The organism is Pseudomonas sp. TZ252 (assembly GCF_056110345.1).
Genome location: NZ_CM148566.1, coordinates 2,274,648 through 2,290,337 on the forward strand (window position 1 = coordinate 2,274,648; position 15,690 = coordinate 2,290,337).

The window sequence follows — 15,690 nt, forward strand, 5'->3', positions numbered from 1 at the left end:
CTCTTCCCATGCGCACCGATCGTTTATTGATCAATCCACCGCAGGCTTAGCCCTATGCGGCTTCTGGCGCTATCCATACAGGTTGTCCACAAGACTTTCCAGGCCTTTTGTGGGCAACCCTGCATTTATACACAAGCTCCCTAAAGCAAGCCCGCCACCTGTTGACAGAACATCCGGTCAATTCTTGAGCAATTCCCTGAAAGGCTCGCCCCACCGGGCTCTCCGCACTCTATAAACAGGCTCTTCACATCGACCTCAACAGGAATTGGGGGAAATTCCCCTCGGCGATTGCTTCCATTGTTCCAGCGACTTCGGAACGGAAGAATTTTGTCTTTTTCCTCAAGCCGTTACGTCCGCGCAGGGTGTTTTCGACTTTTGCGCCCACTTCGCTCCCCGTCTTTTCTATCCACAGGCTTGCATGGGCCCGGAGGGGACAATACCCGTCACCGTTTCGTCAGCGCGTTTCACCCGAACCGTCATCCTCTGTTCACAAACGGCTGTTTTCGCTCAAAAACCGACCAGCCTCCGGAGAGCCCGGCGGGGCGCTGCCCGGAAGCGACTGCGAACACGTTATTCACATTCGGTTCCACAGTGTTTGTGGATTGGACAGGTTATCCCGCCACTGGAGTGGAGCCGCGTGGATAAAGGCTTTCGGCGTCTCGGGCGGAGACAGGAAGGACGTTCCAGGGAGCACTTTTGCATAGCTCCCGAACAGTTAGCCCACAGAGTTATCCACAGGATTTGGGGAAAGAGCGGCCGCCCCGCGCCATGGGGGCGACCGAGAGCGGACTCAGGCGCCCATCACCAGGCGGATGTCCCGCGCCAGTTCGCGGACCCGCTCGATATCGGTATCCCAGGAACACATGAAACGCGCGCCACCTTCACCGATGAAGGTGTAGAAGCGCCAGCCGCGCGCGCGCAAGGCTTCGATCGCCGGCTCGGAAAGCTGTAGGAACACGCCGTTGGCTTCTACCGGGAACATCAGGCTGACGCCGGGAACGTCGGCCACCAGCTCGGCCAGCAGGCGCGCGCAGCGGTTGGCGTGATCGGCGTAGCGCAGCCAGGCATCGTCCTGCAGTACGCCGACCCAGGGCGCGGCGAGGAAGCGCATCTTCGAGGCCAGTTGGCCGGCCTGCTTGCAGCGGTAGTCGAAGTCCTCGGCCAGGTCGCGGTTGAAGAACAGGATCGCCTCGCCCACCGCCATGCCGTTCTTGGTGCCGCCGAAGCAGAGCACATCGACCCCGGCCTTCCAGCTCAGCTCCGCCGGCGAGCAGCCGAGGAAGGCGCAGGCGTTGGAGAAGCGCGCGCCGTCCATGTGCAGGTGCAGGCCGAGCTCCTTGCAGGTGGCGCTGATCGCCTTCAGCTCGTCCGGGCGGTACACCGTGCCGACCTCGGTGGCCTGGGTGAGAGTCACCACGCGCGGCTTCGGATAGTGGATATCCTGGCGCTTGAGAGCGATGTCGCGGATCGACGCCGGGGTCAGCTTGCCGACCTCGGTCTGCGCCAGCAGCAGCTTGGAGCCATTGGAGAAGAACTCCGGCGCGCCGCACTCGTCGGTCTCGACGTGGGCGGTCTCCGAGCAGATCACGCTGTGGTAGCTCTGGCACAGCGCAGCCAGGGCCAGGGAGTTGGCGGCGGTGCCGTTGAAGGCGAAGAACACTTCGCAATCGGTCTCGAACAACTGGCGGAAGTAGTCCGAAGCACGCGCGGTCCACTGGTCGTCGCCATAGGCGCGTTCGTGGCCGCGGTTGGCTTCGGCCATCGCCGCCCAGGCTTCGGGGCAGATGCCGGAATAGTTGTCGCTGGCGAACTGTTGGGTGTGATCGGTCATTGTGGGCCTCTGGAACGGTTGCCGAGCCCTTGTGGGGCTCCATGCGGTCGTGCCGGCACGGGTACGTGCCGGCACAGTCTGTCAGGGTAGCTTGGTCAGCTTCATCTGCTCGACGAACGGCACCAGCACCTGGCGCATCGCCGTGGCGCTGCCGCCATTGGGCGTGTCGCGGGTGCTGAGGGTCAGTACGTAGCGGTTCTTGATCACTCCGCTGAGGGTCGAGACGCCCTCCTCGCCCTTGGCCGGGACCATCACTCCCAGCGGGTCGCCCATCCGCGTGGTATCGATCAGCGGCAGGTAGTCCTCGCCGCCGAAGCGCTCGGCGGTGCCGTTCTTAAGGGCTGTCTCGCGGGTCTTGTGGAGCAGGGTCAGGTTGGTCTGGGTCATCTCGCGCAGCTTGTCCTGCGCCGCCCGATAGGCCACCGCGTCGCCCTCGGTCGGCGGCGCCGGCAGGCCGGTGTCGGTGAGGACGATCTCCAGGCGCTTGCTGCCGTCGGCAGCGCCGAAGACCACGGTGGCGTCGTTGTAGCCGCACTGGCGGGAGAGGAAGTCGTAGCCGAACAGTGGCTTGCCGGCCGGCGGCAAGGCCACTTCGAGTTCATGGCCGGTGCAGGAATCAGCCGGCAGCGCAGGCGCGGCGGCCTGCTTTTCATCGCCGCCCCCGCACCCTTGCAGGGATGCGCCGAGCAGCACGGCGGAAAGGAAGATCAGCGGGCGTTTCATGGTGTTCTCGCAGGACGAAGAGCACGCAGTTTAGCGCCAGCCCGGGGCGTTCCGCATCGGTTGCCGATTCCCACCGCCATGTCGCAAACGCACCTCCCCGTGGCGTGCATAGGCATCTGGGCCGGCAGGGCCGGTCATACCATCGCTGGCAAAGGGACCGCGTGTCCCGTTGCAGCCATTCCGGCGCGGTTCCGGCGCCGCAGGGAGACCCAGCGATGTTCAGCAAGCATGACCAGATCCGCGGCTACGACGACGAACTGCTCGCCGCGATGGACGCCGAAGAGGCCCGCCAGGAAGACCATCTCGAACTGATCGCCTCGGAGAACTACACCAGCAAGCGGGTCATGCAGGCGCAGGGCAGCGGCCTGACCAACAAGTATGCCGAGGGCTATCCGGGCAAGCGCTACTACGGCGGCTGCGAACACGTCGACAAGGTCGAGCAGTTGGCCATCGACCGCGCCAGGCAACTGTTCGGCGCCGACTACGCCAACGTCCAGCCGCATTCCGGTTCCTCGGCCAACGCCGCGGTGTACCTGGCGCTGCTCAACGCCGGCGACACCATCCTCGGCATGAGCCTGGCCCACGGCGGCCATCTCACCCACGGCGCCAAGGTGTCCTCCTCCGGCAAGCTGTACAACGCCGTGCAGTACGGCCTGGACACCGCTACCGGGCTGATCGACTACGACGAAGTCGAGCGCCTGGCCGTGGAGCATAAGCCGAAGATGATCGTCGCCGGCTTCTCCGCCTACTCCAAGACCCTCGACTTCCCGCGCTTCCGCGCCATCGCCGACAAGGTCGGCGCGCTGCTGTTCGTCGACATGGCCCACGTCGCCGGGCTGGTCGCCGCCGGCCTCTACCCGAACCCGATCCCCTTCGCCGACGTGGTCACCACCACCACCCACAAGACCCTGCGCGGCCCGCGCGGCGGCCTGATCCTGGCGCGCGCCAACGAGGAGATCGAGAAGAAGCTCAACTCCGCGGTATTCCCCGGCGCCCAGGGCGGCCCGCTGATGCACGTGATCGCGGCCAAGGCGGTGTGCTTCAAGGAAGCGCTGGAGCCGGGCTTCAAGGACTACCAGGCGCAGGTGATCCGCAACGCCAAGGCGATGGCCGAGGTGTTCATCGGGCGCGGCTACGACGTGGTTTCCGGCGGCACCGACAACCACCTGATGCTGATCAGCCTGGTGCGCCAGGGCCTGACCGGCAAGGAAGCCGACGCCGCCCTCGGCCGGGTCGGCATCACGGTGAACAAGAACGCCGTGCCGAACGATCCGCAGAGCCCGTTCGTCACCTCCGGCATCCGCATCGGCACCCCGGCCATCACCACCCGCGGGCTGCAGGAAGCGCAGAGCCGCGAACTGGCCGGCTGGATCTGCGACATCCTCGACCACCTCGGCGATGCCGACGTGGAGGCCAAGGTCGCCACCCAGGTCGCCGGTCTCTGCGCGGACTTCCCGGTCTATCGCTGAGCCCCCCGAAGACGGTCGGGGAGCCCGACGCGCCCCGGCCCAACCCTCTCCGCGGGAGAGGGAGCAACAGTTCAGGAGCATCCACATGCAACGCTACTCCGGCTTCGGCCTGTTAAAGCATTCACTGAGCCATCACGAGAACTGGCAACGCATGTGGCGCACGCCCACGCCGAAGCCGGTCTACGACGTGGTCATCGTCGGCGGCGGCGGGCACGGCCTGGCCACCGCCTACTACCTGGCCAAGGAACACGGCATCAGCAACGTGGCGGTAGTCGAGAAAGGTTGGCTGGGCGGCGGCAACACCGCGCGCAACACCACCATCGTGCGCTCCAACTACCTGTGGGACGAGTCCGCGCTGCTCTACGAACACGCGATGAAGCTGTGGGAGGGCCTGTCCCAGGACCTCAACTACAACGTGATGTTCTCCCAGCGCGGGGTCTACAACCTCTGCCACACCCTCCAGGACATGCGCGACGGCGAGCGCCGGGTCAGCGCCAACCGCCTCAACGGCGTCGACGGCGAATTGTTGAACGCGCAGCAGGTGGCGGAGGAGATTCCCTACCTGGACTGCAGCAAGAACACCCGCTACCCGATCATGGGCGCGACCATCCAGCGTCGCGGCGGCGTCGCCCGCCATGACGCGGTGGCCTGGGGCTTCGCCCGCGCCGCCGATGCCCTCGGCGTGGACCTGATCCAGCAGACCGAAGTCACCGGCTTCCGCAAGCAGGACGGCGCGGTGATCGGCGTCGAGACCAACCGCGGCTTCATCGGCGCGCGCCGTGTCGGAGTGGTCACCGCCGGCAACTCCGGGCACATGGCCAGGCTCGCCGGCTTCCGCCTGCCGCTGGAGTCGCACCCGTTGCAGGCGCTGGTCTCCGAGCCGCTGAAGCCGATCATCGACAGCGTGATCATGTCCAACGCCGTGCATGGCTACATCAGCCAGTCGGACAAGGGCGACCTGGTCATCGGCGCCGGCATCGACGGCTACAACGGCTACGGCCAGCGCGGCTCTTACCCGGTGATCGAGCACACCCTGCAAGCCATCGTCGAGATGTTCCCGGTGCTCTCGCGGGTACGCATGAACCGCCAGTGGGGCGGCATCGTCGACACCACCCCGGACGCCTGCCCGATCATCGGCAAGACTCCGGTGCAGAACCTGTTCTTCAACTGCGGCTGGGGCACCGGCGGCTTCAAGGCCACTCCCGGCTCCGGAAACGTCTTCGCCGCCACCCTGGCCAAGGGCGAACCGCATCCGCTGGCCGCGCCCTTCTCCATCGAACGCTTCCACAGCGGTGCGCTGATCGACGAGCACGGCGCGGCGGCAGTGGCGCACTGACAAAAGCCGCCCGAAGGGCGAAATCCGCTGCCCCTCGCCCTTCAGGGAGAGGGTGCCGGTCAACCGGCAAGAACAGTTTCCGGAGGCTACAAAATGCTGAATATCTTCTGCCCCCACTGCGGCGAACTGCGTTCCGAAGAGGAATTCCACGCCAAGGGTCAGGCCCACATCCCGCGCCCGCTCGACCCGAACGCCTGCAGCGACGAGGAATGGGGCGACTACATGTTCTTCCGCGACAACCCGCGCGGCCTCCATCACGAGCTGTGGGTGCACGCCGCCGGCTGCCGCAAGTACTTCAACGTCACCCGCCATACGGTGACCTACGAGATCCTCGAGACCTACCTGATCGGCGAGCAGCCCAGCGTCGTCGCCGACGGTGAGAAGAAACCCGCCGTACAAGGGGAACCGGCATGAGCCAGATCAATCGCCTGTCCAGCGGCGGCCGCATCGACCGCAACCGCCCGCTGACCTTCAGCTTCAACGGCCAGCACTACCAGGGCTATGCCGGCGACACCCTGGCCGCCGCGCTGCTGGCCAACGGCGTCGACATCGTCGGCCGCAGCTTCAAGTACTCGCGGGCGCGCGGCATCGTCGCCGCCGGCGCCGAGGAGCCCAACGCGATCCTGCAGATCGGCTCCCGCGAAGCCACCCAGATCCCCAACGTACGCGCCACCCAGCAGGCTCTCTACGGCGGCCTGGTGGCCACCAGTACCAACGGCTGGCCGAACGTGCAGAACGACCTGATGGGAATCTTCGGCAAGGTCGGCGGCAAGCTGATGCCGCCCGGTTTCTACTACAAGACCTTCATGTACCCGCAGTCGATGTGGATGACCTACGAGAAGTACATCCGCAAGGCCGCCGGCCTGGGCCGCGCGCCGACCGAGGTCGATCCGGACAGCTACGACTGGATGAACCACCACTGCGACGTGCTGGTGGTCGGCGGCGGCCCGGCCGGCCTGGCCGCCGCCCTCGCCGCCGCTCGCAGCGGCGCGCGGGTGATTCTCGCCGACGAGCAGGAAGAGTTCGGCGGCAGCCTGCTGGACACCCGCGAGACCCTCGACGGCAAGCCCGCCGCCGAGTGGGTCGCGGACGCCGTGGCCGAGCTGCAAGGCCTGCCGGAAGTCATCCTGCTACCGCGCTCCACGGTCAACGGCTACCACGACCACAACTTCCTCACCATCCACGAGCGGCGCACCGACCACCTCGGCGAGGTCGCCCCGCTCGGCCAGGTCCGCCAGCGCGTGCACCGCGTACGCGCCAAGCGCGTGGTACTGGCCGCCGGCGCCCATGAGCGGCCGCTGGTCTACGGCAACAACGACCTGCCCGGCAACATGCTCGCCGGCGCGGTTTCCACCTATGTACGGCGCTACGGCGTGGCACCGGGCAAGAAACTGGTGCTGGCCACCAACAACGACTACGCCTACCGCGTCGCCCTCGACTGGCAGGAAGCCGGCCTGCAAGTGGTGGCCATCGCCGACGCCCGGGCCAATCCGCGCGGCGAGTGGGTCGAGGAAGCACGCCAACGCGGTATGCGGGTGATCACCGGCAGTTCGGTGATCGAGGCTCGCGGCGGCAAGCGGGTCAGCGGCGCCAAGGTCGCCCGGATCGACCTGCAGGCCATGCGCGCCAGCGGCGGCGAATGGCTGGACTGCGACCTGATCGCCAGCTCCGGCGGCTACAGCCCGGTCGTGCACCTGGCCTCGCACCTGGGCGGCAAGCCGGAATGGCGCGAGGAAATCCTCGCTTTCGTCCCCGGCGAAGGCCTGCAGAAACGCATCTGCGCCGGCGCCGTGAACGGCGTGTTCGGGCTCGCCGAGGTGCTCGCCGACGGCTACCAGGCCGGGAGCCGCGCCGCCCTCGACGCCGGCTACAAGACCGCCGCCGGCAGCCTGCCGAAGGTCCAGCCGCGCCGCGAGGAAGCGTCCGTCGCGCTGTTCCAGGTGCCCCACGAGAAGCCCACGGCACGCGCACCAAAGCAGTTCGTCGATCCGCAGAACGACGTCACCGCCGCCGCCATCGAACTGGCCTGCCGCGAGGGCTTCGAGTCCATCGAGCACGTCAAGCGCTACACCGCGCTGGGCTTCGGCACCGACCAGGGCAAGCTGGGCAACATCAACGGCCTGGCGATCGCCGCGCGGGCCCAGGGCAAGAGCATCGCCGACACCGGCACCACCATGTTCCGTCCGAACTACACCCCGGTGACCTTCGGCGCCGTCGCCGGCCGCCACTGCGGGCACCTGTTCGAACCGGTGCGCTTCACCGCCCTGCACGCCTGGCACGTGAAGAACGGCGCCGAGTTCGAAGACGTCGGCCAGTGGAAGCGGCCGTGGTACTTCCCGCGCCGCGGCGAGGACATGCACGCCGCCGTGGCCCGCGAATGCCGCGCGGTGCGCGAGGCGGTCGGCCTGCTCGACGCCTCGACCCTGGGCAAGATCGACATCCAGGGCCCGGACGCGCGGGAGTTCCTCAACCGGGTCTACACCAACGCCTGGACCAAGCTCGACGTCGGCAAGGCGCGCTACGGCCTGATGTGCAAGGAAGACGGGATGGTCTTCGACGACGGCGTGACCGCCTGCCTGGCCGACAACCACTTCGTCATGACCACCACCACCGGCGGCGCCGCCCGCGTACTGGAGTGGCTGGAGCTGTACCACCAGACCGAATGGCCGGAGCTGAAGGTGTACTTCACCTCGGTCACCGACCACTACGCGACCCTCACCCTGTCCGGCCCGAACAGCCGCAAGCTGCTCGCCGAAGTCACCGACATCGACCTGGACAAGGATGCCTTCCCCTTCATGACCTGGAAGGAAGGCAAGGTCGCCGGGGTGCCGGCGCGGGTGTTCCGCATCTCCTTCACCGGCGAGCTGAGCTACGAGGTGAACGTCCAGGCCGACTACGCCATGGGCGTGCTCGAAGCGCTCGCCGAGCACGGCGCGAAGTACGGCCTGACGCCCTACGGCACCGAGACCATGCACGTCCTGCGCGCCGAGAAGGGCTTCATCATCGTCGGCCAGGACACCGATGCCTCGGTCACCCCGGACGATCTCAACATGGGCTGGGCGGTGGGCCGCAGCAAGCCGTTCTCCTGGATCGGCTGGCGCGGCATGAACCGCGCCGACTGCCTGCGCGAGGATCGCAAGCAACTGGTCGGACTCAGGCCGAGCAACCCGCAGGAGGTACTGCCCGAAGGCGCGCAACTGGTGTTCGACACCCAGCAGGCGATCCCGATGAAGATGGTCGGCCACGTCACCTCCAGCTACATGAGCGCCAGCCTCGGCCACGGCTTCGCCCTGGCGGTGGTGAAAGGCGGCCTCAAGCGCATGGGCCAGAAGGTCTACGCGCCGCTGGCGGACGGCCGCTTCATCGAGGCGGAGATCTGCTCCTCGGTGTTCTACGACCCCAAAGGGGAGCGGCAGAACGTGGATTGACCGGAGAGGGATGCGCTCCTCTCCCCGGCCCTCTTCCCGAAGGGAGAAGGCAGACAGGCTACCAGGGCGCGCGGCGCCCCAAGGTGAAAACGAATGAGCAAGGCAAACGTCTACCAGCAACGCCCCGAACCCGGCGTCCACGCCGAATCGCCGCTGCACCATGCCGAGCTGCACAAGCTCGCCGGCAAGACCGCCGCGAAGGCCGGTATCGTCCTGCGCGAGAAGAAGCTGCTCGGCCACCTGGTGCTGCGCGGCGATGCCGCCGACCCGGCCTTCGCCGCCGCCGTGCACCAAGCCCTCGGCCTGGAACTGCCGGTGGCCCTGACCCTGGTCGCCAGCGGCGAGACCTCGCTGCAATGGCTGGCCCCGGACGAATGGTTGCTGATCGTCCCCGGCGGCGAGGAATACGCCGTCGAACAGCGCCTGCGCCAGGCCCTGGGCGAGGAGCTGCACTACGCGGTGGTCAACGTCAGCGGCGGGCAGACGCTGCTCGAACTGAGCGGAGCGAACGTCCGCGAACTGCTGATGAAATCCACCAGCTACGACGTGCATCCGAGCAACTTCCCGGTGGGCAAGGCGGTCGGCAGCATCTTCGCCAAGTCGCAATGCGTGATCCGCCATACCGGCGAGGACACCTGGGAGCTGGTCGTGCGCCGCAGCTTCGCCGACTACTTCTGGCTCTGGTTGCAGGACGCCAGCGCCGAATACGGCCTGCAGGTAGCGGCATGAGCAGCCTTCCCCTCTCCCCGAGAGGGGATACCGGACCCGGAGCCTCGCGATGAGCCGTACCCCCGACACCTGGATCCTCACCGCCGACAGTCCCAGCCTGCTGGGCACCGTCGACGTGGTGACGCGCTACCTCTTCGAGCAGCGCTGCTACGTCACCGAGCACCACTCGTTCGACGACCGCCTGGCGCAACGCTTCTTCATCCGCGTGGAGTTCCGCGCCGGCGACGGCTTCGACGAAGCCTCCTTCCGCGCCGGACTGGCCGAACGGGTGGCACCGTTCGGCATGCGTACCGAGCTGACCGCGCCGGGCTACCGCAGCCAGGTGGCGATCATGGTTTCCAAGGCCGACCACTGCCTGAACGACCTGCTCTACCGCCAGCGCATCGGCCAGTTGCCGATGGACGTGGTGGCGGTGATTTCCAATCACCCGGACCTGGAGCCGCTGGCGCGCTGGCACGGCATTCCCTACCACCACTTCCCGCTCGACCCGAACGACAAGCCGGCCCAGGAAGCCAGGGTCTGGCAGGTGCTCGAAGAGAGTGGCGCCGAGCTGGTGATCCTCGCTCGCTACATGCAGGTGCTGTCGCCGGAACTGTGCCGGCGCCTGGACGGCTGGGCGATCAACATCCATCACTCCCTGCTGCCCGGCTTCAAGGGCGCCAAGCCGTACCACCAGGCCTACCAGAAGGGCGTGAAGCTGGTCGGCGCCACCGCCCACTACATCAACAACGACCTCGACGAAGGGCCGATCATCGCCCAGGGCGTCGAGACGGTCGACCACGCCCACTACCCCGAGGACCTAATCGCCAAGGGCCGCGACATCGAGTGCCTGACCCTGGCGCGGGCGGTGGGCTACCACATCGAGCGGAGGGTATTCCTCAACGCCAATCGGACCGTGGTGCTGTAAGCGCGCCCTCTCTTCCCAACCCTCGCTGAAGGAAGAGGGCCAGGGAGAGGGGCGCTTCCCACGGCCTCGCGTCCCGAGCAACACCGACAGCCCGCCGGCTGCCAGCATTCTCCGGCCCTGTCGCGCAACAGACGACTTTCCAGTGCAAAGCCGCGCGGCCGTGGACGCCGCGCATTTGTACCCACAACGACAAAGAGGAAACGCGTATGTCTGGCAATCGTGGTGTGGTCTATCTCGGCCCGGGCAAGGTCGAGGTGCAGAGCATTCCCTATCCGAAGATGCAGGACCCGCAGGGCCGGCAGATCGACCACGGGGTGATCCTGCGGGTGGTCTCCACCAACATCTGCGGCTCCGACCAGCACATGGTGCGCGGCCGTACCACCGCGCCGGAAGGCCTGGTGCTGGGCCACGAGATCACCGGCGAGGTGGTGGAGATCGGGCGTGGCGTGGAAACCATGAAGATCGGCGACCTGGTCTCGGTACCGTTCAACGTCGCCTGCGGCCACTGCCGTACCTGCAAGGAACAGCACACCGGCGTCTGCCTGACGGTCAATCCGGCGCGTGCCGGCGGCGCCTACGGCTACGTCGACATGGGTGGCTGGGTCGGCGGCCAGGCCGAATACGTGCTGGTGCCCTACGCCGACTTCAACCTGCTGAAACTGCCCAACCGCGAAGCGGCGATGGAGAAGATCCGCGACCTGACCTGCCTTTCGGACATCCTCCCCACCGGCTACCACGGCGCGGTCACCGCCGGCGTCGGCCCGGGCAGCACGGTCTACATCGCCGGCGCCGGTCCGGTCGGCCTGGCCGCGGCGGCCTCGGCACGCCTGCTCGGCGCGGCGGTGGTGATCGTCGGCGACGTCAACCCGACCCGCCTGGCCCACGCCAAGAAACAGGGCTTCGAGATCGCCGACCTGTCCAAGGACACCCCGCTGCACGAACAGATCGCCGCTCTGCTGGGCGAGCCGGAGGTCGACTGCGCGGTCGATGCGGTCGGTTTCGAGGCGCGCGGCCACGGCCATTCGGGCTCGCAGCAGGAAGCCCCGGCCACCGTGCTCAACTCGCTGATGGGCATCACCCGGGTCGCCGGCAAGATCGGCATTCCCGGCCTGTACGTCACCGAAGACCCGGGCGCGGTGGACGCGGCCGCCAAGCACGGCGCCCTGAGCATCCGCTTCGGCCTGGGCTGGGCCAAGTCGCACAGCTTCCATACCGGCCAGACCCCGGTGATGAAGTACAACCGCCAGCTGATGCAGGCGATCATGTGGGACCGGATCAAGATCGCCGACATCGTCGGGGTGGAAGTCATCACCCTCGACGATGCGCCGAAAGGCTATGGCGAGTTCGACGCCGGGGTGCCGAAGAAATTCGTCATCGACCCACACAACCTGTTCCGCGCGGCCTGAACCTCCGGCAACAACCGACGCGGCCCACGGGCCGCGTCGTCGTTGGCGCTATCCGGGGGAACTGCCGGCGATAAAATGGATCGGTGATACTGCTGCCATCCATTCGCCTCCCGGAGACCGCCATGAACACCGATAGCCCGATCAACCGCGTCGAACAGGTACAGGTCGACGACCTGGCCTGCTGGCGCATCCACACCGCCCATGGCGAGGCGCTGATCGCCCAGCAGGGCGCGCAACTGCTCAGCTACCAGCCCCACGAACAGCCGCCGCTGGTCTGGCTCAGCGACGAGGCCGGCTACCGGCGCGGGCAGTCGGTTCGCGGCGGGGTGCCGGTGTGCTGGCCGTGGTTCGGTCCGCTGGAGCGCAACCCGCAGGAAGTCCGCGGCCAGGTGGAAGATGGCCTGAAGGCGCCCGCCCACGGGCTGGTCCGGGCAGTCGACTGGGAAATCGACGACATCGCCGAGGAGGACGGCGACCTCTGCGTCAGCTTCCGCCTCGACGCCCCCGATGGCCTCCCCGGCTGGCCGCACCCGGCGGCGCTGCGCATGCTGTTCCGCTTCGGCGAGCGCCTGACCCTGCGACTCACCAGCGAGAACCTCGGCAGCAAGCCGCTGGTGCTCAGCCAGGCGCTGCACACCTACTTCGCGGTCAGCGACAGCCGCGAGATCGCCATCGAGGGCCTGGAAGGCGCGCGCTACATCGAGACCCTGGAGAACTGGGAAGAACGCACTCAGCACGGCGCGGTACGGGTCAAGGGCGAACTGGACCGCATCTACCTCGGTCTCAAACGCGACCTGCTGATCAAGGACCCGCGCTGGGAACGCAGCATCCACCTGCACGCCCTCGACTCTCGTTCGGCGGTGGTCTGGAATCCCTGGGTGGACAAGTCCCGGCGTCTCTCGCAGTTCGCCGACGACGCCTGGCAGCAGATGCTCTGCATCGAGACCGGGCGGGTCTGGGACGACCTCATGGTGGTCGCCCCCGGGCGCAGCGAAAGCTTTGGCGTGCAGATCTGGAGCGAGCCGCTGAAACGGCCCTGAGCGGGACGGCGAGCGGACGGGGCGGCTCGCGTCGTCCGCCATGGGCCGTTGCGCAGGTGCCGGCCCTACAGGTCCGCTTCCTCCACCACCTTCACCCGCGCCTTGTCGATGGCGTAGGCGGCATCGGCCAGGTCATTGCTCACCTGCTCGATCTTCAGCGTGCCGCTGACCCACAGCGGGGTGTAGATATCGGTCAGCTTCAGCCCCTGTGGATAATGCACCAGGACGATCTGGTTCGGCGGCGGCGGCGGCACGTGGATGCAGGCGCCCGGATAGGGCACCAGGAAGAATTCGGTGACGCGGCCCTTGGCGTCGTTCTCCAGCGGCACCGGGTAGCCGCCGAGGCGGATCGCCTTGCCATCCAGGCTGGCGACGGTCTTGGCCGAATACATCACCGCCGGCATCTTTCGGTCCGACTGCTTCAGGCCCCCCTTGCTGGTGAAGGTGCCGGCGGCCTCCGGGGTGTCGTGGATGATGTCGGGCATTTCTTCCAGCGCCTTGCGGTCGGCCGGCGGCATCAGTTCCAGCCAGTCGGTCTCGGGCAGTTCGGCGTGGGCCAGGGGTGAGGACAACAGGGCGAGCAGCAACAGGCGGGCGAACGGGAAGCGGCGCATGATGGCGGGAATACCGGCGAAGTGAGGAAACGCCGGCCCCCGCGGGGGCCGGCCAGAGCCATCAATTCTTCTTGATCAGGCCGTAAATGACCAGCAGTACGACGGCGCCGACCACCGCGCCGATGAAACCGGCCGCCTGACCGGCCTGGTAGAAGCCGATCGCCTGGCCGCCGTAGGTGGCCAGCAGCGAACCGCCGATGCCGAGCAGGATGGTCATGATCCAGCCCATGCTGTCGTCACCTGGCTTCAGAAAGCGTGCAACGAGACCAACGATCAGTCCGACGATGATGGTTCCGATTAATCCCATGACAGTCCCTCCTTACGGGTGTATGCGCATGTATTGCGCCTGCCATGGGACAGTGTAGAAAAGCCTTGGGTTCAGTGCCGCCCGCCAACCCAAGGATGGGCGGACGGCAATCGCTCACGCCTCGATCAGCGCCTCGACCTCGGCGATGCGCGCCTGCAGCGTCGCCCGGTCGGCACAGCGCAGGGTGGCATGGCCAACCTTGCGGCCGTTCTTGAAGGCCTTGCCGTAGTGATGCAGGTGGCAATCGGCGACGGCGACCACCTGAGCCACCGGGGGCACCGCGCCGATGAAATTGAGCATCGCGCTCTCGCCGACCTTGGCGGTCGAGCCCAGCGGCAGGCCGGCGACGGCGCGCAGGTGGTTCTCGAACTGGCTGCACTCGGCGCCTTCGATGGTCCAGTGCCCGGAGTTGTGCACGCGCGGGGCGATCTCGTTGGCCTTCAGGCCGCCGTCCACCTCGAAGAACTCGAAGGCCAGCACGCCGACGTAGTCGAGCCGGGCCAGCACGCGGCCGACGTAGTCCTCGGCCAGCGCCTGCAACGGATGCGCGCTGCTGGCCACGGAGAGCTTGAGGATGCCGCTGTCGTGGGTGTTGTGCACCAGCGGGTAGAAACGCGTCTCCCCATCGCGAGCGCGCACCGCCACCAGCGAGACTTCCCCGGTGAACGGCACGAAGCCCTCGAGGATGCACGGCACGCTGCCCAGTTCGGCGAACGCGCCCTGCACGTCGGCCGGCTGGCGCAGGACCTTCTGGCCCTTGCCGTCGTAGCCCAGGGTGCGGGTCTTGAGCACCGCCGGCAGGCCGATGGCGGCTGCGGCGGCATCGAGGTCGGCCTGGGACTGGACGTCGGCGAAGTCCGGAGTGGGAATGCCGAGGTCCTTGAACATCGACTTCTCGAACCAGCGGTCGCGGGCGATGCGCAGCGACTCGGCGTTCGGGTAGACCGGCACGAACTGGGAGAGGAAGGCCACGGTTTCCGCCGGCACGCTCTCGAACTCGAAGGTCACCAGGTCGACCTCGTCGGCCAGTTGCCGCAGGTGCTCCTGGTCGCCGTAGTCGGCGCGGATGTGCTCGCCCAGGGAGGCCGCGCAGGCGTCCGGCGCCGGGTCGAGGAAAGCGAAGTTCATGCCCAGCGGGGTTCCCGCCAGGGCCAGCATGCGGCCCAGCTGGCCGCCACCGATGACACCGATTTTCATGGTTCGAGCCTTACCTTCTCAGAGCCTGTCTCACGCATCGCGCGGGTCGGGATTGTCCAGCACGGTTTCGGTCTGGTTGGCGCGGAACTGCTTCAGCGCCTCGTGGTACTGCGGGTGCTTGGCGCCGAGGATGCTCGCCGAGAGCAGCGCCGCGTTGACCGCGCCGGCCTTGCCGATGGCCAGGGTGGCGACCGGTACGCCGGCGGGCATCTGCACGATGGAGAGCAGCGAGTCGACACCCGACAGCATCGACGACTGTACCGGCACGCCGAGTACCGGCAGGTGGGTCTTGGCCGCGCACATGCCCGGCAGGTGGGCGGCGCCGCCAGCGCCGGCGATGATCACTTCGAGGCCGCGGCCTTCGGCTTCCTCGGCGTACTGGAAGAGCAGGTCCGGGGTGCGGTGGGCGGAAACCACCTTCACTTCGTAGGGGATGCCCAGCTTGTCCAGCATGTCCGCGGTGTGACTGAGGGTGCTCCAGTCCGATTTGGAACCCATGATCACGCCAACCAGTGCGCTCATCGTCGTGCCTCTCTCAAATGCGCCGTCCGGCGCGTCAGAAACCAACAAGCCACGCTTCGTCGAGGGGCGTGGCTTGTACTGGGCCGAGCCGGCGGGCAGTGCCGGTTCGAAGGCGGCGCAGTATACCGCAAAGGCAGGCCGGGCGCGCGCCGGGGGCTACCGTCCGTCCCGTTTTTTCGCG

The 15,690-nt window shown here is 67.3% G+C and carries 14 protein-coding genes; 8 read left to right on the forward strand and 6 right to left on the reverse strand.

The genetic code is table 11. The annotated features are described in order from the left end of the window. Positions 1-790 precede the first annotated feature (790 nt). Positions 791-1,831 (reverse strand): threonine aldolase family protein, encoded by a 1,041-nt coding sequence (locus ACYAF3_RS10475; protein ID WP_003105702.1) that lies wholly within the window; start codon positions 1,829-1,831, stop codon positions 791-793. 81 nt (positions 1,832-1,912) lie between these two features. Continuing rightward, positions 1,913-2,554, reverse strand: a complete 642-nt coding sequence (locus tag ACYAF3_RS10480; RefSeq protein ID WP_003114452.1) for a hypothetical protein — start codon at positions 2,552-2,554, stop codon at positions 1,913-1,915. Between the two features lie 215 nt (positions 2,555-2,769). Between ACYAF3_RS10480 and glyA the strand changes: the two genes are divergently transcribed. From glyA to ACYAF3_RS10520, 8 genes are all read left to right on the forward strand, one after another. After that, the gene (glyA, locus tag ACYAF3_RS10485; RefSeq protein ID WP_003117183.1) at positions 2,770-4,023 is read left to right on the forward strand and encodes a serine hydroxymethyltransferase; all 1,254 of its coding nucleotides are present in this window, start codon (positions 2,770-2,772) and stop codon (positions 4,021-4,023) included. Between the two features lie 85 nt (positions 4,024-4,108). Then, a complete protein-coding gene (locus ACYAF3_RS10490; RefSeq protein ID WP_003096779.1) occupies positions 4,109-5,359 on the forward strand; it encodes a sarcosine oxidase subunit beta in 1,251 nt (416 codons plus the stop codon). A 93-nt stretch (positions 5,360-5,452) separates the two neighbouring features. Next, on the forward strand, positions 5,453-5,773 hold the full coding sequence (locus ACYAF3_RS10495) for a sarcosine oxidase subunit delta (RefSeq protein ID WP_003096781.1): 321 nt from the start codon (positions 5,453-5,455) through the stop codon (positions 5,771-5,773). Beyond that, on the forward strand, positions 5,770-8,787 hold the full coding sequence (locus tag ACYAF3_RS10500; protein WP_003162069.1) for a sarcosine oxidase subunit alpha: 3,018 nt from the start codon (positions 5,770-5,772) through the stop codon (positions 8,785-8,787). The genes ACYAF3_RS10495 and ACYAF3_RS10500 overlap by 4 nt, the downstream gene beginning before the upstream one ends. Positions 8,788-8,880: 93 nt before the next feature. Continuing rightward, positions 8,881-9,516 (forward strand): sarcosine oxidase subunit gamma, encoded by a 636-nt coding sequence (gene soxG, locus ACYAF3_RS10505; protein ID WP_003096784.1) that lies wholly within the window; start codon positions 8,881-8,883, stop codon positions 9,514-9,516. 49 nt (positions 9,517-9,565) lie between these two features. Continuing rightward, a complete protein-coding gene (locus ACYAF3_RS10510; protein ID WP_003096786.1) occupies positions 9,566-10,423 on the forward strand; it encodes a formyltetrahydrofolate deformylase in 858 nt (285 codons plus the stop codon). 206 nt (positions 10,424-10,629) lie between these two features. After that, positions 10,630-11,829: a formaldehyde dehydrogenase, glutathione-independent gene (fdhA, locus tag ACYAF3_RS10515; protein WP_034038895.1), complete on the forward strand. Its 1,200-nt coding sequence runs from the start codon at positions 10,630-10,632 to the stop codon at positions 11,827-11,829. A gap of 83 nt (positions 11,830-11,912) precedes the next feature. Further along, a complete protein-coding gene (locus ACYAF3_RS10520) occupies positions 11,913-12,869 on the forward strand; it encodes a D-hexose-6-phosphate mutarotase (protein ID WP_128669653.1) in 957 nt (318 codons plus the stop codon). A 65-nt stretch (positions 12,870-12,934) separates the two neighbouring features. Here the strand turns inward: ACYAF3_RS10520 and ACYAF3_RS10525 are convergent, their stop codons facing one another. The 4 genes from ACYAF3_RS10525 to purE all read right to left on the reverse strand — a co-directional run bounded on the left by ACYAF3_RS10525 (position 12,935) and on the right by purE (position 15,509). After that, complete coding sequence (locus ACYAF3_RS10525) at positions 12,935-13,483, reverse strand: DUF3299 domain-containing protein (protein WP_003106310.1); 549 nt, start codon at positions 13,481-13,483, stop codon at positions 12,935-12,937. Positions 13,484-13,544: 61 nt separating this feature from the next. Continuing rightward, a complete protein-coding gene (locus tag ACYAF3_RS10530) occupies positions 13,545-13,790 on the reverse strand; it encodes a GlsB/YeaQ/YmgE family stress response membrane protein (RefSeq protein WP_003096795.1) in 246 nt (81 codons plus the stop codon). A gap of 114 nt (positions 13,791-13,904) precedes the next feature. Next, on the reverse strand, positions 13,905-14,987 hold the full coding sequence (locus ACYAF3_RS10535) for a 5-(carboxyamino)imidazole ribonucleotide synthase (protein WP_003117624.1): 1,083 nt from the start codon (positions 14,985-14,987) through the stop codon (positions 13,905-13,907). Positions 14,988-15,017: 30 nt separating this feature from the next. Beyond that, complete coding sequence (purE, locus tag ACYAF3_RS10540; protein WP_003106314.1) at positions 15,018-15,509, reverse strand: 5-(carboxyamino)imidazole ribonucleotide mutase; 492 nt, start codon at positions 15,507-15,509, stop codon at positions 15,018-15,020. Positions 15,510-15,690: the final 181 nt, after the last annotated feature.